This window comes from Bradyrhizobium sp. U531 (assembly GCF_051710265.1).
In the GTDB taxonomy this organism is placed as follows: domain Bacteria; phylum Pseudomonadota; class Alphaproteobacteria; order Rhizobiales; family Xanthobacteraceae; genus Bradyrhizobium.
Genome location: NZ_JASVEN010000002.1, coordinates 327,575 through 345,366, shown reverse-complemented (window position 1 = coordinate 345,366; position 17,792 = coordinate 327,575). Strand labels below are relative to the sequence as shown.

Sequence of the window (17,792 nt, the reverse complement as noted above, 5' to 3'; positions counted from 1 at the left end):
TACGCGCGGCGACCCCCGTCGTGCGCGAATCAAAAGACAATACCCTCACCGCGACTCCGCCGGTAAGAGTCCAGATCGTGAACGTAAAAGCGGTCCCTAAAAAATGCCGGGCGGGTGGTTCCAGCGCACGTCGTTCTTCGGGATGATTCGGCTGGGATTGCCTGGAGTTAGCGGCCGGTCGAGCCGAAGCCGCCGGCGCCGCGGTCGGTTGCCGACAAGGTGGCGACGGGAACCAGTGCGGCCTGCACCACGGGTGCGATCACCATCTGGGCGATGCGCTCGCCGCGCTTGATCACGAACGGCGCCGCGCCGTGATTGATCAGGATGACCTTGATCTCGCCGCGGTAATCGGCGTCGATCGTGCCGGGCGAATTCAGCACGGTGACGCCGTGCTTGGCGGCGAGTCCCGAACGCGGCCGCACCTGCGCCTCGTGCCCGGGCGGCAAGGCGATCGCAAGCCCCGTGGGCACCAGTGCATATTGGCCCGGCGCGAGCGTCATCGGCTCGCCCTCCGGCACGGCTGCCATCAAATCGAGGCCGGCGGCGTCCGCGGTTTGATAGGCCGGTAGGGGCAAACCGTCGGCATGCGCCAGTTGCTGCAGTTCGACCGTGACTTCAGTGCTCAAGACGCCGGCTCCGTGGATTTGTCGGTCGCGCTCTTTGCGATGTGCGCGACCAGTTCGATGGCGACCTGTTCCTTGGTCATCACCGGCCAGGAATCAACTGCAATCTCACCGTCCTTCGCGCCATTCTTGCGGCTCAGCAGGTGCACGGTGTTGCGGTCGCCGCCCATCACGCCGGTGGCAGGCGAGACGTCGTTGGCGACGATCCAGTCGCAGCCCTTGCGTGCCAGCTTGGACCTGGCGTTGTCGATGAGGTGCTCGGTCTCGGCGGCAAAACCGATCACAAGCGGCGGACGCTTGTCGGTCAGCTTAGAGATCGTGGCGAGGATGTCGGGATTCTCGACCAGTTGCAGCGGCGGCATGCCGGCCGAGGTCTTCTTCAGCTTCTGCTCGCCCTCATTGACGACGCGCCAGTCGGCGACGGCGGCGGCGAAGATGGCGATGTCGGCGGGAAGCGATGCCTGCACCTGCTCCAGCATCTGCCGCGCCGATTCGACATGTTTCACCGTCACGCCGGCGGGATCGTCCAGATCGACCGGGCCGCTGACCAGGATCACTTCAGCGCCAGCGGCCTGCGCGGCCGCGGCAATCGCGAAGCCCTGCTTGCCGGACGAGCGGTTGGCGATGTAGCGCACCGGATCGATCGGCTCGTGCGTCGGCCCTGCGGTGATCAGCACGCGCTTGCCGGCGAGCGGCTTCGGCACCGGCGGCCGCAGCAGGCGTTCGGCCGCTGTGGCAATCTCGATCGCTTCCGACATGCGGCCGATGCCGGCTTCGCCCGCCTCCGCCATCTCGCCGGAATTCGGTCCGATCAGCACCACGCCGTCGCGCTGGAGCAAGCCGACGTTCCGCCGTGTCGCCGCGTTGTTCCACATCAGCGGGTTCATCGCCGGCGCCAGCAGGATCTTGCGATTGGTCGCGAGCAGGATGGCGCTGGCGAGATCGTCGGCATGGCCGTTCGCCATCTTCGCCATCAGGTCGGCGGTGGCCGGCGCCACCACGACCAGGTCGCACTCGCGCGCGAGGCGGATATGGCCGGCGTCGAACTCGCTCTGGGGGTCGAACAGGTCGGTGTAGACGCGCTCATGCGACAGCGCGCTCACCGCCAGCGGGGTCACGAATTGCTGCGCCGCCTTGGTCAGCACGCAGCGGACCTCGATGCGCCGCTCCTTCAGCCGGCGGATCAGGTCCAGCGACTTGTAGGCCGCGATGCCGCCGCCGATGATCAGGGTGACGCTGGCCTCGGGGTCCGCGCCGGTGCGCTGGGGCGTGGGGGCGGAAGATGGTGCCGGCGGCGCCGAAAACGGCGTCAGCGGCTCCTCGCGGCCTTCGATCAGCTCCCGCAGGATGACCCGGACCTCTTCCTCGACCGACCTGCGATTCTTGGCCGAACGCAGCCGCAAATAGGTTTTGACGGTGTCGTCGAGCTTGCGGATGGTAAGGCTTGCCATGGCGCCCCTCCAGCACGGAATGATAGCGATGCTATCACTCGTGTGATTGCAATGCAATCAGGCTTTGGCAATCAGAGATTCCGGACGGCGATCAGGATCCCGATGAAGGTCGCGGCGATGATCCAGAGCGCGACGGTGCGCCAGCGGTTCTTGCGGCCCTCGCTGCGGCCCATCGCGGCGATGCTTTCAGGCGACAGGCGGATGCCCTCCCGCGTCATGGTTTCGAGCTGCTCGAGCACCTTGACCGACCGCTCGGCGATCTCCGGAAGGCGCATCAGCACGCGCGCGATGTCGCCGGTCCCGGCAAGCGCGCCCTGCACGCGCCCGATCGGTCCGAGATTGCGCTCGATCCATTCGCGCACCACGGGGTCGGCGACCTTCCAGATATCGAGCCTGGGATCGAAGCCCCGCGCCACGCCCTCGACCACGACCATGGTCTTCTGCAGCAGGATCAGCTCCGGCCGCGTCGTCATGTCGAACAGGCCGGTGACCTCGAGCAGCAGCGTGAGCAGCCGCGCCATCGAGATCTCTTCAGCCGTGCGGTTGTGAATCGGCTCGCCGATGGCGCGGATCGCTTGCGCGAAGTTCTCGACCGAATGATGCGCCGGCACGTAGCCGGCTTCGAAATGCACCTCGGCGACACGGCGATAATCGCGGGTGATGAAGCCGAGCAAGATTTCGGCGAGGAAGCGCCGCTCCTTCATCCCGAGCCGGCCCATGATGCCGAAATCGACCGCGACGAGGCGGCCGGCGTCATCGAGGAACAGATTGCCCGGATGCATGTCGGCATGGAAGAAGCCGTCGCGCAGCGCGTGGCGCAGGAAACTCTGGATCACCTTGCGGCCGAGGTCGGGCAGGTCGACCTGCGATTCTGCCAGGCGCTTGTGATCGTTCAGCGCGATGCCGTCGATCCACTCCATCGTCAGCACGTTGTGCGTGGTGCGGTCCCAATCGACCTCGGGCACGCGGAAATCGGGATCGTCGCGGGTGTTCTCCGCCATCTCCGACAACGCGGCCGCCTCCAGCCGCAGGTCCATTTCCATGGCGACCGAGCGCGACATGGTGTTGATGACCTCGATCAGGCGCAACCGCCGCGCTTCCGCCGAATAGGCCTCGGCCTTGTGCGCGACGAAGAAGAAATCGGAGAGGTCGCGGCGGAAGCGCGACGCTACGTTCGGCCTGAGCACCTTGACCGCGACCTGTTTGCGGACGCCGTCATGCATCACCTCGCCGCGATGCACCTGCGCGATCGAGGCGGCTGCGACCGGCGGACTGAGGCTTACGAAGATATCCTTCAGCGGTCGTTCCAGCGAGGTCGCGATGGCGGCCTCGGCTTCGTCCTGCGGAAACGGCGGCAGACGGTCCTGCAGGCTTTCGAGGTCGCGCGCCATGATGACGCCGACGACGTCGGGGCGCGTGGCCAGGAACTGTCCGAGCTTGAGATAGGCGGGGCCCATCCGCGTCAGCGCGCGCGCGATCCGCGGGCCGTGCTTGACGCCGCGCCGTTCGACGAGGCGCGCCAGCTTCAGTGCAAGCTGGCCGGGCGGCGGCACCAGGCTCGGGTCGACCGAACCGAACACGCCTTCGCGCGCGAACACGAACGCGGCGCGGATCAGGCGCGAAATGTGGGTGAAGGCAGAGATCACAAACGCCAGCCCGAATGCAGTGCGACGATGCCGCCGGAGAGTGTCTGCCAGCTCACGCGGGAAAAGCCGGCGTCGCGGATCATGTCGGCGAAGGCGTTCGGCTTCGGAAACTTGCGGATCGATTCGACGAGATATTGATAGGATTCGGCATCGCCCGTGACCATGCGGCCGAGCGGCGGAATCACCTTGAACGAGAACAGGTCATAGATCTTGTCGAGGCCGGGCATCTCGACGGTGGAGAATTCCAGGCAGAGAAAGCGACTGCCGGGCTTGAGCACGCGATAGGCCTCGGCCAGCGCCTTGTCGATCTGCGGTACATTGCGAATGCCGAAAGCGATCGTATATGCGTCGAAGCTGCGGTCGGCGAAGCTGAGCGCCTCGGCGTTGCCCTCGACGAAATCCACCTGGGTCTCGAGATGCCGCTTGATGGCGCGCTCGCGGCCCACGGCGAGCATGTCGGAATTGATGTCGCAGACGGTGGCATGGAAGCCCGCGCCCGCTGCCTTGGCAGCGCGGAACGAGATGTCGCCGGTGCCGCCGGCAACGTCGAGCAGCGCGAATGGCCGGTCGCTTCGGGGCGGGTCCAGCGCCGTGATCATGATGTCCTTCCAGACCCGGTGCAGGCCACCGGACATCAGGTCGTTCATCAGGTCATAGCGCGACGCCACGCTGTGAAACACGTCGTTCACCAGCGTCTGCTTGTCCCCGAGGGGAACGTCCCTGAAGCCAAAATGCGTGGTTTCGCCCGGCCGATCCATTACTCTACTCCACTGGGCGAACCATAGCGCGCCCGCCGTAATGGCGCTATCACACCGCCCTCATAAGGTGAATGCCTGACCATGCCTGAATTGCCCGAAGTCGAGACCGTCCGCCGCGGCCTTCAGCCCGTCATGGAGGGTGCGAAAATCCTGGTCGCGGAGGCCCGCCGGCCGGATTTGCGCTTTCCGTTCCAGCCGGACTTCGTGGCCCGGCTCAAGGGCCAGGTGGTCACCGGGCTCGGTCGCCGTGCAAAATATCTCATGGCCGATCTCGCCTCCGGCGACGTGCTGCTGATGCATCTGGGCATGTCGGGCTCGTTCCGCGTCATCAAGCCCGACAACGAGGCCGCGCCCGGCGAGTTTCACTATCCCAAGGGCAAGGACTCAGCGCACGATCACGTGCTGTTTCGGATGTCCTCCGGCGCGGACATCGTGTTCAACGATCCCAGGCGCTTCGGTTACATGAAAGTGATCGCGCGCAACGCGCTTGAGGACGAGCCGCTGCTGCGCGGGCTCGGCCCCGAGCCGCTCGGCAACGAGTTCGACGCCGCGATGCTGGCGCGATCCTGCCAGGACAAGACGACCAGCCTGAAGGCCGCGCTGCTCGACCAGCGCGTGGTGGCGGGGCTTGGCAACATCTATGTCTGCGAGGCGCTGCATCGCTCGCATCTGTCGCCGCGCCGGATCGCGGCGACGCTGGCGACCAGGAAGGGTGAGCCGACGGACCATGCGAAGCGATTGGTCGGCGCGATCCACACCGTGCTGAACGATGCGATCAAGGCCGGGGGCTCCAGCCTGCGCGATCATCGCCAGACCTCGGGCGAGCTCGGCTATTTCCAGCATTCGTTCAAGGTCTATGACCGTGAAGGAGAGGTCTGCAAGACGCCGGGCTGTGGCGGTACGGTCAAGCGCTTCACTCAGAACGGACGCTCGACCTTCTGGTGTCCGAAATGTCAGAAATAGCGCAGGTCCGTAACGTCGGCGCCGTAGCCCGGATGGAGCGCAGCGTAATCCGGGGCCTTCGCTCAACGGATGCAGGCGTCCCGGATTGCGCTGCGCTCCATCCGGGCTACGAGAACGAGTTCGCCGATTGAGCTCGAGCTCGAGCAACGGACTCCGTCATTGCGAGGAGCTCTTGCGACGAAGCAATCCAGACCGTCTCCGCGGAGAGAATCTGGATTGCTTCGCTGCGCTCGCAATGACGGGTGGAGAGAGTTTTCCAAAAACGCGAAGCGAAGCAATCCGACCGGGCTGGTGGCCGGATTGCTTCGTCGCTGGGGCCCTTCCGGATGGCGAAGGGCCGACTGTCGTCCTGAGCGATTGCCCCGCTCAGGACGCCAGGGTCGTGGTCTCGTCCGCCGCAAGCTCGGCGGCGACGTGAAGCATGCCGTCCGCAGCCGACATCACCTGGTCGATCAGGACGTTGGTCGTGGCTTCGAGCTCGAGCCGGGTCTCGATCCAGCGCCAGAGGCCGCGGACCTCGTCCGCCGACTTGCCGTTCGGCGCGAACTCGCTGACCGCGAGACCGCTCGCGAGCGAGTCCTGGTGATCATTGCGCATCACGATCAGCGGGCGCGCGAGCACCTCGGCGAGATCGAGCGCGGCTTCCTCGGCGAGCGTGTTGGCGGCGTTGTCGATGCGCTGGCCGCGGATCGGCGTCTGGTTGAGCACGAAGCTGTAGGGCCGCTTCCAGGCGCGCGCGACGCTGAGCGTCGAGACCGTCGCCTCGATGTCGGCAACGCTCGGGCGGGCCGGGATCAGGCAGAGATCGGAATGGCGGATCGCCGCGGTGGTTGCGGCGGACAGGCCGGCCGCGGTGTCGACGATCGCGAGCTGCAGGCCGCTGTCGGCCAGCATCTTCAGACGCGGCTCGATGTCGGCGGCATGGTAGATCGGCTCGACGACGACGTCGTCGTTGTTGCGGCGGCGTGCCCAGTTGGACAGGGTGCCCTGCGGGTCGGTCTCGATCAGGCGGACGGTGAAGCCGGCCTGCTTGGCTGCCAGCGCGAGGCCGATGGCGAGCGTGCTCTTGCCGCTGCCGCCCTTTTGGGTGGCCAAAACGATCGTGTGCATTTGAAGATCAATCCTTTGGAGTTGGGTCAGGAATACGCCACGCGAACGTGCATCGATTTCGATGCTGAGCTCTTCTCGCTCAGGACGTGCCGGCCCGATCCAAAGGGGATCGCGGAGGTCCGAATCAACGGTAACGATGATGGCGGAATAGGGAATGCCAGCTAATCCGTACCATTACTGGACCAGTAGTCGTACGTGTGATGTGCTCGCCGCCGTGCATTGAAAGGGCAGGCGAGATGAGCAGCAACTGGCGCGACCGGACGGCAACCACCTTTGACTGCCAGAAGATGCCGGCGGTCTCGAGCCGCGGCATGGTGGTCAGCAACCATCCGCTCGCCTCCAGCGCCGGCGCCGAGATGCTGGCGGCCGGCGGCAACGCCGTCGATGCCGCCATCGCCACCCTGTTCACGCTGACCGTGGTCGAGCCGATGATGGTCGGCATCATCGGCGGCGGCATGGCGCATATCCGCCTGGCCGACGGCAGCCATCGCATCATCGACGGCCAGAGCACCGTGCCCTCGGCGGTTCGCGATACGACCTACACGTCCAAGCCGGGCTCGGCCCACGACGTGTTCGACACAATCGGCAACGAGAATCTCAACGGCCCGAAGGCGGTGGCGACGCCGGGCTCGCTCAAGGCCTGGTGCGAGACGCTGCGCCGGTTCGGCACCATGAGCCTCGCGGACGTGATGCAGCCTGCGATCAAGCATGCCGCGCGCGGCTACGCGACGACGCCCTATTTGCATGAATGTATCAGCGAGAGCGCGGATGAGATGCGCAAGGACCGGGCGATCGCGGCGATCTTCCTGCCTGGCGGCGCGCCGCTGAAGGTCGGCGAGCGCGTGGTGCAGTCGGAATATGCGGAGACGCTGCGTCACATCGCCGATCACGGCGAGCAGGCGCTGTACGAGGGGCCGCTCGGCGATATCCTGGTCGACTACATGGAGAAGGCAGGCGGCTTCATCCGCCGCAACGATCTTACGGCCTACAAGACGGTCGAGCGGCAGCCGATCCGCGCCGACTATCGGGGCTGGACCATTCTCGGTCCGCCGCCGCCCGCCGCGTCCGGCGTGCACATCGCGCAGATGCTCAACATTCTCGAGGGCTACGACATCGGCGGCCTCGGCTTCGGCACGCCGGAGACGATTCACTACCTCGCCGAAGTGCTGAAGATCGCCTTCGCCGATCGCGCCGCCGCCAGCGGCGATCCTGACTATGTCGGGGTGCCCGTGGAGAAGCTGACCTCGAAAGCCTATGCCGAGGAGCGCCGCCGCGGCATCGATACGGCCCGGGCGCAAGTTTGGGGCGCCGGCGTGTCGCAGCTCGAAGGCGCGCACACCACGCACATGACGGCGGCGGACAGCTTTGGCAACGTGGTCGCGACCACGCAGACCATCAACAATCTGTTCGGCGCCAAGATCATGATCCCGGGCTTAGGCGCCATCGCCAACAACTACATGAACCTGTTCGATCCGCGGCCGGGCCACGCGCTCTCTCTGGCACCGGGCAAGCGTGTCACCACCTCGATGTCGCCGATGATGGCGCTCGATGGCGGCAAGCTGCGCTACGCACTCGGCCTGCCCGGAGGCAAGCGCATCTTCCCGAGCGCGATGCAGGCGCTGGTCAATCTGATCGACCACGGCATGAGCCTGCAGGAGGCGGTGGAGGCGCCGCGTGTGTGGACCGAGGGCAACGCGCTCGAGGTCGAGCAGACGGTGCCGGAGGACGTTCGCAGGAAGCTCGAGGGCCTGGGCCATAAAGTGCAGCCCGTGGCAACGGTCGCCGGCGGCATGAACGGCATCGCTTTCCACGACGACGGCACCATGACCGGAGCCGCCTGCTGGCGCGCCGACGGCACGCCGGTCGGGATATCGGGTGGGCTCGCGCGGAGCGGCATCAGGTTCAGGTTGGGCTAACCGGGAAATCACAGGACGGTGCGCTCGGCCGTCGGGGGTCCCTGAGGTCGTCCAATCGCCCCCAGACGTCGCGATCCCGTTCCAGGGTTTGGCACTTCTCGAACAGCGGCGGCATTTTTCGAACAATCGCCTTTCCCGGTGCAGGATCGACGTCACTTCAGACCCGATCCACTGCGGATGACGACACAAGCCCGGCGATGTATGCTGCGACCGGCTGTCGGCAGGCGCGTCGGTCAGCGTCTCGGTAAGGCTGTGCGTATGGGCGGGGATACAGGCGGCGACTTCTTGGCTGGCGGAGGCGAGTTGGGCGCTTTGACGCGAGCGTTTGACTGGTCGAGCACATCCCTGGGCGCTCCAGACAACTGGCCCCAAAGTCTTCGGGTTACGGTGCGGCTCGTTCTGACTTCGCGGCACCCTATGTTCATCTGGTGGGGGCCAGAGCTCATCCAGTTCTACAACGATGCATATCGGGAGACGATGGGGCCGGAAAGGCACCCAAGCGCTTTGGGGAGCGGCGGCCGCGAGTGTTGGGCTGAGATCTGGGACATCATTGGTCCCCAGATCGAGTACGTCATGTCTGGCAAGGGAGCGACCTGGAACGAGGACCAATTGGTGCCGGTCACGCGTCACGGACGTCGCGAGGACGTTTGGTGGACCTATAGCTTCGGCCCCATCGATCTTGAAGGCAAGGTTGGCGGCGTGCTTGTCGTCTGCAGGGATGTCACGTCCGAGCATATGGCAAGGGAGGCGCTCAACCTCATCAACGAGGAGCTGAAGCACCGCGTCAAGAATACGCTTGCGGTGTTGAGCGCGGTAGCTGCGCAGACATTTCGCGAACCCACGAGCAAAGCGAGCCTCGAAAAGTACCAGGCGCGGCTGGGCGCCTTTGGACGCGCGCAGGACCTGCTGACCGCGTCAAACTGGGCGGCCGCGCCGCTCCACGATGTGATCCGCACTGCTCTTGCACCTTATCGGACAGGTGAAGGCCGCTTCACGGTGTCGGGTCCTCCACTCGTCGTGAAGTCTCGGCAAGCGCTTGCTCTGTCCCTGGCGCTCCATGAGCTTGCGACCAACGCTTTGAAGTACGGCGCGCTGACCGTGGCGGGAGGCTGTGTATCAATCACATGGACGGTCGAATCCGAGGACGGTGAGTCGAAGTTCATTTTTGTCTGGGAGGAGATTGACGGGCCGCCCGTGTCGGAGCCCGTCGGCGCAGGTTTCGGCTCCAGGCTTATATCGCGCGTGCTGAAAGACGACTTCAGCGGTTCCGTCGATGTTTCCTATGGCGCGGCCGGGCTCAAATGTCGTCTGGCGGCGCCTCTCGGAAATCTCGGGACTTCGCAAATTATCACGTGAGACGCCTGCATGGGCGTGGCCCAGCGGAAAACATCACGTACCGCGCCGCATCGGACACGAGAGAGCGCGAGGATCGCTCGCTCTATTTCCTGACGCAGATCACGCGCACGACGGCGGCTTTCGCGTCGGTCGATGTACCGTTCGGCGTGATCTGGTTGGCCTTCAGAAAATCGCGCACGGCGTCTGTGGACACCAACACGGCCTGCGAGGCCGGCACCGAAGTCGCAGGGCCCGCCACCATGGCCGGCTTCAACAGCGCAATGCCGGCGAACTTGCCGTCGGCATCGATCGCCGGGCTGCCGGAAAACCCGACCGCCGGTGGCGGGGAAAGCACGGAATCGCTGCTCGGGACCGGCGCCGATGCGGCCTTGACGACCGAGACGCTGCCTGCGCCGCCCTGGCTTTGCGGATCGGCGATGCCGACGATGTCCACATTCGTTTTGGCCGCGCCGCCGGCGAGGTTGAGCGGCTTCAGGCCGCGTGCGCCGTAGATGTGCAGAAGCGCCAGGCCGCGTTCCTTGTCCTCGGCGAGACGGTCGGCGCTGCCATGGCCTGCGATGGTGATCGCGAGGCAGCCGTCGGTGACGAGGCGGTCGGCGACGATCGCGCCGTCGTCCGTGACGACGACGCCGGTGCCGTATTCAACCGTCTTGCGCGGCGGCGGCCCGGCCTGCGGTCCTGCCGGGAACGGATTGAACGCGCTCGACATCGCAATGACGACCGGCTCGACCGTGTTCTCGGTCGCCTGGTCGTAGAGGATCGTCATGGTGCGCACTTCGTCGCCTTTAAAGGTGCCGCGCACGTAGAATTTCTTCAGGCCCTGCAAGCCCGACAGCACGAAGAAGTCGGGCTTCACGACGGTGTAGTCGACCTTGCGCCCTGACGGCTCCTTCTCCAGTTCCGCGAGCTTCGCGGTGGTCGGGTTCGCCTCCTTGCGGCGGCTGAGCAGCACCTGCACGGTTCCCGTCGGGGACGTCCATTTCGAGCCATTGGCGTCGCTCGTCTGCTGCGGCACCAGTTTGGAGGGAATGCCGAGCCGCGCGCCGCTGGTCGGCTCCGTCACGATCTTCCAGCCGACGCCGTCCTGCTTCTTTCGCGCCGTCTCGGCGAGCGCTGTGCGCTCCTGCGGATTGAGCACGCCGGTCGGCTTGCCGCCTTTTGCCTTCTGGTATTCCTTGATGGCGTTGACCATGCGATCGCTGACGTCGCCGGTGATGGCGCCGTTGTACTGGCCGACCCAGGCGAGGTCGGATTGCAGCGCCAGCCGCTCGGCCTTTGCCATCGCGTCCGCCGTCGCCGCGGGCGTCTGCATGGCCGGTGGCTGGATCGGCACGGTCTGCACCGTCTTCGGCTTGGCGCCGGCGACCGGCGACGTCGTCATCTGGGCGTTCGCAGCCGTGGCAGCCGCAAACACGAGGGTTGCCGTAAGCATCGATCTCATGACAAATCCAACCAGCCCATTGAACGCACTGCCATTGAAGCACATCTCGTTGGTCGCGAACAATGTTGGGGTGGTTCAGGCCTAAGGTCGAGCCGCGTATGCAGTCCTCATTCCGAGGAGCGGCCGAAGGCCGCGTCTCGAAGGATGGCAACGGGCGGCAGTCGGGCCTTCATGGTTCGCCCGGCGATGCGCAGCATCGTCCGGAGACGGCGCTTCGCGCCTTCTCACCATGAGGGGATGGGGCGATGGCTCGGTAGGAGAGACAAAAGACGATGCTGAGCCCGGACGAACTGGAACGCTATGCCCGCCATATCGTGCTGCGCGATGTCGGCGGCCCGGGCCAGGCCGCGCTGAAGCGGGCTTCCGTGCTGGTGATCGGCGCCGGCGGCCTCGGCGCGCCCGCCCTGATGTATCTGGCCGCGGCTGGTGTCGGCACGCTCGGCGTGGTCGATGACGACGTGGTGTCGCTGTCGAACCTGCAGCGGCAGGTGATCCACACAACGCCTGATATCGGCAGGCACAAGGTCGAGAGCGCCGCCGAACGGATCGCGGCCCTCAATCCCCATGTCCGCTTCGTCGGCCATGCCACCTGGCTCAACGCCGACAATGCGCTCAGCCTGATCGGCGACTACGATCTCGTGCTGGACGGCTCGGATAATTTCTCGACGCGCTATCTGGCTTCGGACGCCTGCTTCTTCGCCAAGCGGCCGCTGATCACCGCCGCGCTCGGAACCTTCGACGGCTCGCTCACGACCATCCGCGCGCATGAGAGAAACGAACAGGGCGAATTCAACCCGACCTATCGCTGCCTGTTTCCGGAGGCGCCGCCGCCCGGCACGGTCCCGGCCTGCGCGGAGGCCGGCGTCATGGGTGCGCTGGCGGGCGTGCTCGGCTCGATGATGGCGCTGGAGGCGATCCGCGAGATCGTCGGCTTCGGCGAGGGCCTCGTCGGCCGCCTCCTGATGATCGATGCGCGCGCGATGCGCTTCGAGACGCTGCGCTATGCGCGCGATCCCGCGAATCCGCTCAACGGCGACGGGCCCGTGGTCAACGACCTCAGCGCCCATCGCAACTGAGTACGGTGCTCAGGTCGTCGCCGCCTTCTCGCTGTCGAGATGCGCCATCTGCTCGGCCGCATAGCGCGTGCCGGACGCGACATCCGGCGGGAAGGCCTTTGCCAGCGCGGCAAGATGCGCGGATGTCAGAGTCACCTGCGTTGCCCCCAATGCTTCGGTGAGACGCTTGCGGGTGCGGGCGCCGACCAGCGGCACGATCGCCTTGTCCTGCGCAGAGACCCAGGCGATCGCGACTTGTGCCGGCGTTGCGTCGACATCGGCGGCGATGACGCGCAGCTGCTCCACCAGCGCGAGATTGGCGTCGAGGTTCGCGCCCTGAAAGCGCGGCGTCATCAGCCGGTAGTCGCGGCCAGCCTTGCCGGACTCCTTCGACCAATGGCCGCTGATCAGGCCGCGCGCGAGCACGCCGTAAGCGGTGATGCCGATGCCGAGCTCGCGGCAGGTCTTGAGGATGTCGCGCTCGATGCCACGCTCGATCAGCGAATATTCGATCTGGAGATCGGCGATCGGATGCACCGCATGTGCGCGGCGGATGGTGTCTGAGCCGACCTCGGACAGGCCGATATGCCTGACATAGCCTGCCTTCACCATGTCGGCGATGCCGCCAATCGTCTCCTCGATGGGGACGTTGGGATCGAGACGCGCCGGGCGATAGATGTCGATGTAGTCGGTGCCGAGCCGCTGCAGCGAATAGGCCAGAAAGTTTCTGGTCGCAGCCGGTCGCGAGTCGATCCCGGCGAATTCACCGGCGGGCCCGCGCAGGGCGCCGTACTTGACGCTGAGCTGCACTTTTTCGCGCGGCACATCCTTCAGCGCCTCGCGGAGCAGCATCTCGTTGTGGCCCATCGCGTAGAAATCGCCGGTGTCCAGCAGCGTGATGCCGCCATCGAGCGCCGCATGGATGGTGGCGATGGCTTCGCCGCGATCGGCCGGGCCATAGACCTCGGACATGCCCATGCAGCCGAGGCCAAGGGCGGAGACGGTGGGGCCGGTCGAACCGAGTTTGCGTTGTTCCATGATGGCTCTCCTCGAGTAGGCGGCGGTGGCGCCGCGTGACGAGGCCAGATATGCGCCTCCTTAATTACGCTGATAATCTGGACAATTGAGAATAGCTTGTTCACATTAGCGAACAATGGCCGAGCCCGACCTGCGTGATCTCGACGCCTTCGTGACGATTGCCCGTACCCGCAATTTCCGGCGCGCGGCGGTCGACATGCGCGTGTCCGTGTCGGGCCTGAGCCAGCGGCTGCGGGACCTCGAGGAGCGTCTCGGCGTCCGCCTGATGAACCGGACCACCCGCAGTGTCGCGCTGACCGAGGCGGGCGAACTGCTGCTCTCCCGGGTGGGGCCGGCGCTGCGGGATGTCGGCGATGCCCTGGACGAGGTGCGGGGCCTGCGTGAGGTCGCCTCAGGCCGGCTGCGCATCAACGCACCGCCGCCGGCGGTCGATCTCGTGCTCGCGCCGATGGTCGGCCCGTTCCTGGGCGCGCACTCGCAGGTCGATCTCGACATCGTTTCCGAAAGCGGCTTCGTCGACATCGTCAGCGCCGGCTTCGACGCCGGCGTGCGCTATGGCGAGCATCTCGCGCAGGACATGGTGGCGATCCCGTTGAGCGGCCCGCAGCACTATGTCGTCGTCGCTTCGCCTGATTACATCGCGCGCCGCGGACGACCGAGACATCCGAAGGATCTGCTCGACCATGATTGCATCCGCGCGCGCTACTCGAGCGGCGTCATGCACGATCTGGAATTCGAGAAAGACGGCCAGATCGTCAAGGTCGATCCGCCGGCAAAGCTGATCTCGACCAACATGAACCTTGCGATGCGCGCCGCGCGCGATGGCGTCGGCATCTGGGCGACGCTCGATGGTTATGTCGGTGAAGCCGTGAAATCCGGCGCGCTGGTCAGCCTGATGGAAGACTGGTGCGAGCCGTTCCCGGGCCCGTTCCTGTACTATCCAAGTCGGCGCCAGACGCCGCCCGCGCTACGCGCATTCATCGATTTCGCCGCGGATTGGCGCAAGCGCGAAACGCGCAGCAAATAAGCCTCAGAGCATGCTGGGCAGCACGCGATCCGGCGGCTTGTGCGCATCGAGGAAGGTGCGGATGTTGATGATCACCTTCTCGCCCATCTCGACACGGCCTTCGATCGTGGCCGAGCCCATATGCGGCATCAGCGTCACCTTGCCGGCCTTGGCGAGCCGCACCAGCTTCGGGTTGACCGCGGGTTCGTGCTCGTAGACGTCGAGGCCGGCGCCGGCGATCTCGCCGCCTTCGATCAGCTTGATCAGCGTGTCCTCGTCAGTGACTTCGCCGCGCGCGGTGTTGACGATGTAGGCGTCTTTCCGGATCAGCTTCAGCCGCCGCGCCGAGAGCAGATGATAGGTCGCCGGCGTGTGCGGGCAGTTCACCGAGACGATGTCCATCCGCGCCAGCATCTGGTCGAGGCTTTCCCAATAGGTGGCGCCGAGCTCTTCGGCGATGACGGGCGCGACGGGACGGCGGTTGTGATAGTGGATCTGCAGGCCGAAGGCGCGGGCGCGGCGCGCCACCGCCTGGCCGATCCGGCCCATGCCGATGATGCCGAGGCGCTTGCCGCCGATGCGATGACCGAGCATCCAGGTCGGCGACCAGCCGGCCCAGGGCTTTCCTTCGGTCAGGATCGAGGCGCCTTCGATCATCCGGCGCGGCACGGCGAGGATCAGCGCCATGGTCATGTCGGCGGTGTCCTCGGTCAGGACCTTCGGCGTGTTGGTGACGGTGATGCCGCGGGCATGCGCGGCCTCGACGTCGATATTGTCGACGCCGTTGCCGAAATTGGCGATCAGGCGCAGCTTGCAGTCGGGCTGGTTGACGATGTCGGCGTTGATATGGTCGGTGACGGTTGGAACCAGCACGTCGGCGGTGCGCGCGGCTTCCGCGAGCTGCTCGGCGGACATGGGCGTGTCCTCGAGATTGATCCGCGCGTCGAACAATTCGCGCATCCGCGTCTCGATCGAATCCGGCAGCTTGCGCGTCACGACAACGAGGGGCTTTTTCTTCACCGACATGTCCTGCTCTCATGAGGCGTCGCAGGCCGCCTCTGTCGCCAAAGGCCGGTCGTTGAGGCCTCATTAACCCGGTTGTTCGACACTGCCCTTGCCGTGTCCGTCCCCGGCGTTTCCTCCAAGCTCTCCCGATACTTCCGGCCGGAAAATCGGGCCAAACTGGTTGTTCAAGGGCCCGTCCTCTCTAGCAGAAGGCCGGGCCAAGACAAGAACCACGGGGTCAAGGCTTTGAGGATCGGGCTGGGAACACCCGCGTGGGGCGGGAGAGGGCTGCGGCAGGTTTTGGATTTTTGGAGTGAGGACCTGGCTCGGCCGGGTCCTTGACGGGAGACGGGTTGATGGCGTTGGGGCGTTTTTGGTCGGTGATGGCGCTCGTTTGCACCTGGTTGAGTGCCTCGGTTGGCCCCTCGCATTCGGCCAAGGACAGCACTCCGCAGACCGCCAGCGGCTTGCCGGTGCCGCGCTACGTCAGCCTCAAATCGGATCACGTCAACGTCCGCGGCGGTCCGACCAAGGACAATGACGTCGCCTGGGTCTATACCCGCGCCGGCCTGCCGGTCGAAATTACCGCCGAGTTCGAGAACTGGCGCCGGGTCCGCGATTCCGAGGGCGCCGAAGGCTGGGTCTATCACTCGCTGCTGTCGGGCCGCCGCACCGCGGTCGTCACCATGAAGCACAAGGACGAGCTCGCCCCGATCTACGACCGCGCCGATCCCGACAGCGCGGTGGCTGCAAAGCTCCAGGCCGGGGTCGTCACGCAGGTGAAGAAGTGCACTGCAAACTGGTGCCGCGTCACCGGCAACGGCTTCGATGGCTGGATCCAGCAGGAGCGCCTCTGGGGCGTCTATTCGGACGAGCAGGTGAATTGACGGCTTGAAGGCGGGGCGCAACTATTGCCCCGACGTCATGCCCGGGCTTGTCCCGGGAATCCACTTACTTGCATGCTTAGCCCAAGAACGTGGATGGCCGGGACAAGCCCGGCCATGACGACGAATTCAAACTAGCTTTGGATCGATCTCAGCGCTTCTTGCGCAGCCGCACGACCATGTCGATGCGCGCGATCTCGTAACCCTCGGGCACCTCCGGCATCTTGGACAGTGCCAGATGCGGATCCTCGATATCGACCAGCTCATGGCTGTTCTCGAGGTAGTAGTGGTGGTGGGTGGTGACGTTGGTGTCGAAATAGGTCTTGGTGCCGTCGACACTGACCTGGCGCAGCAGGCCGGCATCGGTGAGCTGGTTCAGCGTGTTGTAGACGGTGGCCAGCGACACCGGAACCTTGGCCAGGGTCGCTTCCTCGTAGAGCATTTCAGCCGTCAGGTGACGTGCACCCTTGCCGAACAGAAGCCAGCCGAGCGCCATACGCTGACGCGTCGGACGCAGCCCGGCGGACTGGAGCATTTCATTGACGTCGTGCCAGGGGCAGCCGGTCAGCGCCGGCTGGCGGCCCGACAGAAGGGCCGCAGTATGGACGTCGTCGTCGTGATGGGGCGCGGTATTCTCGCTCATTTCCAGATTTCGGGCACGCGTGAACAATATCTCTAATCAATATAAGAACAGAAAGATGCAGATGCAAGTTTCTCGCAACTAGAGAGGTTCTAATCAGCCTTGAGGATTCTAGTCAGGCTTGGAACCGAGCCCGGATCGCGTCATTTTACCTTCATGGATGCGCTTTGCTACCCGAAATGCCCTGTGTTAGAGAGCGCGCGGTTCCGCTTAGCCGATTTTGGCGCAGCCGGGCAGAGTGGCCCGGTCGGCAGTCCATCCGGGGCATGCGGGAGCCGCGCCTGACCATGGCAGTTGGCGTTGCTCTCCGACCGAGACGGGGCCCATTTTCGCCAAAGAATGCCGCTCAATCGGAATTCAAACAGAGGCTCGTGCATGCTGAACAGGCGCAACGGTTACGAATACGAAGATCTGCTGGCCTGTGCCCGCGGCGAGATGTTCGGCCCGGGCAATGCCCAGCTGCCGTTGCCGCCGATGCTGATGTTCGATCGCATCACGGAGATCAACGAGACCGGCGGGGAGTTTGGCAAGGGCGTGGTGCGCGCCGAGCTCGACGTGAAGCCCGACCTCTGGTTCTTCGGCTGTCACTTCAAGAATGATCCGGTGATGCCCGGCTGCCTCGGCCTCGACGCGCTGTGGCAGATGGTCGGCTTTTATCTGGGTTGGACCGGGGGCGAAGGCCGTGGGCGCGCGCTTGGTCTGAACGAATTAAAGTTCAGCGGCCAGGTGCTGCCGGAGGCGCGCAAGGTTGTGTACAACGTCGATATCAAGCGCGTGATGCGTTCAAAGCTGGTGCTCGGGATCGCCGACGGATGGCTTTCGGTCGATGACCAGATTATTTATCGCGCCAAGGACCTCAAGGTCGGCCTGTTCAAGCAGGGCACCGACCTGGGCTGAGCG

General features: G+C 65.3%; 16 protein-coding genes. 7 read left to right on the top strand and 9 right to left on the bottom strand.

Annotated features, from left to right (window positions below):
- Window positions 1–167: 167 nt before the first annotated feature.
- The 4 genes from dut to ubiE all read right to left on the bottom strand — a co-directional run bounded on the left by dut (window position 168) and on the right by ubiE (window position 4,478).
- Window positions 168–626 carry a dUTP diphosphatase gene (gene dut / locus QRQ56_RS13490; RefSeq protein ID WP_438740640.1) on the bottom strand — a complete coding sequence of 153 codons (459 nt, stop codon included), beginning with the start codon at window positions 624–626 and terminating at the stop codon, window positions 168–170.
- Window positions 623–2,074 (bottom strand): bifunctional phosphopantothenoylcysteine decarboxylase/phosphopantothenate--cysteine ligase CoaBC, encoded by a 1,452-nt coding sequence (gene coaBC, locus QRQ56_RS13485; RefSeq protein ID WP_438740638.1) that lies wholly within the window; start codon window positions 2,072–2,074, stop codon window positions 623–625. The genes dut and coaBC overlap by 4 nt, the downstream gene beginning before the upstream one ends.
- Before the next feature lie 71 nt (window positions 2,075–2,145).
- Window positions 2,146–3,720 (bottom strand): 2-polyprenylphenol 6-hydroxylase, encoded by a 1,575-nt coding sequence (ubiB, locus tag QRQ56_RS13480; RefSeq protein WP_438740636.1) that lies wholly within the window; start codon window positions 3,718–3,720, stop codon window positions 2,146–2,148.
- On the bottom strand, window positions 3,717–4,478 hold the full coding sequence (ubiE, locus tag QRQ56_RS13475; protein WP_438740634.1) for a bifunctional demethylmenaquinone methyltransferase/2-methoxy-6-polyprenyl-1,4-benzoquinol methylase UbiE: 762 nt from the start codon (window positions 4,476–4,478) through the stop codon (window positions 3,717–3,719). Before ubiE ends, ubiB begins: the two co-directional genes overlap by 4 nt.
- 81 nt (window positions 4,479–4,559) lie before the next feature.
- On the opposite strand from ubiE, the gene mutM reads away from it, so the two are divergent.
- Window positions 4,560–5,441, top strand: coding sequence for a bifunctional DNA-formamidopyrimidine glycosylase/DNA-(apurinic or apyrimidinic site) lyase (gene mutM, locus QRQ56_RS13470; protein WP_438740632.1), 882 nt, complete (start codon window positions 4,560–4,562; stop codon window positions 5,439–5,441).
- Window positions 5,442–5,807: 366 nt separating this feature from the next.
- Here the strand turns inward: mutM and QRQ56_RS13465 are convergent, their stop codons facing one another.
- Window positions 5,808–6,551, bottom strand: a complete 744-nt coding sequence (locus QRQ56_RS13465; protein WP_438740631.1) for an AAA family ATPase — start codon at window positions 6,549–6,551, stop codon at window positions 5,808–5,810.
- 236 nt (window positions 6,552–6,787) lie between these two features.
- Here QRQ56_RS13465 and ggt point away from each other — a divergent pair, with 236 nt between their 5' ends.
- Together ggt and QRQ56_RS13455 are read left to right on the top strand one after the other, a co-directional pair.
- Window positions 6,788–8,467, top strand: a complete 1,680-nt coding sequence (gene ggt / locus QRQ56_RS13460) for a gamma-glutamyltransferase (protein ID WP_438740629.1) — start codon at window positions 6,788–6,790, stop codon at window positions 8,465–8,467.
- 417 nt (window positions 8,468–8,884) lie between these two features.
- Window positions 8,885–9,823: a sensor histidine kinase gene (locus tag QRQ56_RS13455; protein ID WP_438740627.1), complete on the top strand. Its 939-nt coding sequence runs from the start codon at window positions 8,885–8,887 to the stop codon at window positions 9,821–9,823.
- Window positions 9,824–9,905: 82 nt separating this feature from the next.
- Here the strand turns inward: QRQ56_RS13455 and QRQ56_RS13450 are convergent, their stop codons facing one another.
- Window positions 9,906–11,264 (bottom strand): peptidoglycan-binding protein, encoded by a 1,359-nt coding sequence (locus QRQ56_RS13450; RefSeq protein ID WP_438740625.1) that lies wholly within the window; start codon window positions 11,262–11,264, stop codon window positions 9,906–9,908.
- Between the two features lie 272 nt (window positions 11,265–11,536).
- On the opposite strand from QRQ56_RS13450, the gene QRQ56_RS13445 reads away from it, so the two are divergent.
- Window positions 11,537–12,340: a HesA/MoeB/ThiF family protein gene (locus QRQ56_RS13445; RefSeq protein WP_438740624.1), complete on the top strand. Its 804-nt coding sequence runs from the start codon at window positions 11,537–11,539 to the stop codon at window positions 12,338–12,340.
- A gap of 9 nt (window positions 12,341–12,349) precedes the next feature.
- Here the strand turns inward: QRQ56_RS13445 and QRQ56_RS13440 are convergent, their stop codons facing one another.
- A complete protein-coding gene (locus QRQ56_RS13440) occupies window positions 12,350–13,357 on the bottom strand; it encodes an aldo/keto reductase (protein WP_438740622.1) in 1,008 nt (335 codons plus the stop codon).
- Window positions 13,358–13,472: 115 nt separating this feature from the next.
- On the opposite strand from QRQ56_RS13440, the gene QRQ56_RS13435 reads away from it, so the two are divergent.
- Window positions 13,473–14,384, top strand: a complete 912-nt coding sequence (locus QRQ56_RS13435; RefSeq protein WP_438740620.1) for a LysR family transcriptional regulator — start codon at window positions 13,473–13,475, stop codon at window positions 14,382–14,384.
- Window positions 14,385–14,387: 3 nt separating this feature from the next.
- On the opposite strand, the gene QRQ56_RS13430 is transcribed toward QRQ56_RS13435, so the two are convergent.
- A complete protein-coding gene (locus tag QRQ56_RS13430) occupies window positions 14,388–15,389 on the bottom strand; it encodes a 2-hydroxyacid dehydrogenase (protein ID WP_438740618.1) in 1,002 nt (333 codons plus the stop codon).
- Between the two features lie 335 nt (window positions 15,390–15,724).
- On the opposite strand from QRQ56_RS13430, the gene QRQ56_RS13425 reads away from it, so the two are divergent.
- The gene (locus QRQ56_RS13425) at window positions 15,725–16,255 is read left to right on the top strand and encodes an SH3 domain-containing protein (protein ID WP_438740616.1); all 531 of its coding nucleotides are present in this window, start codon (window positions 15,725–15,727) and stop codon (window positions 16,253–16,255) included.
- A 148-nt stretch (window positions 16,256–16,403) separates the two neighbouring features.
- On the opposite strand, the gene irrA is transcribed toward QRQ56_RS13425, so the two are convergent.
- Window positions 16,404–16,895 carry an iron response transcriptional regulator IrrA gene (gene irrA / locus QRQ56_RS13420; RefSeq protein ID WP_438740614.1) on the bottom strand — a complete coding sequence of 164 codons (492 nt, stop codon included), beginning with the start codon at window positions 16,893–16,895 and terminating at the stop codon, window positions 16,404–16,406.
- 372 nt (window positions 16,896–17,267) lie between these two features.
- Here irrA and fabA point away from each other — a divergent pair, with 372 nt between their 5' ends.
- Window positions 17,268–17,789, top strand: a complete 522-nt coding sequence (gene fabA / locus QRQ56_RS13415) for a bifunctional 3-hydroxydecanoyl-ACP dehydratase/trans-2-decenoyl-ACP isomerase (protein ID WP_438741461.1) — start codon at window positions 17,268–17,270, stop codon at window positions 17,787–17,789.
- Window positions 17,790–17,792 lie beyond the last annotated feature (3 nt).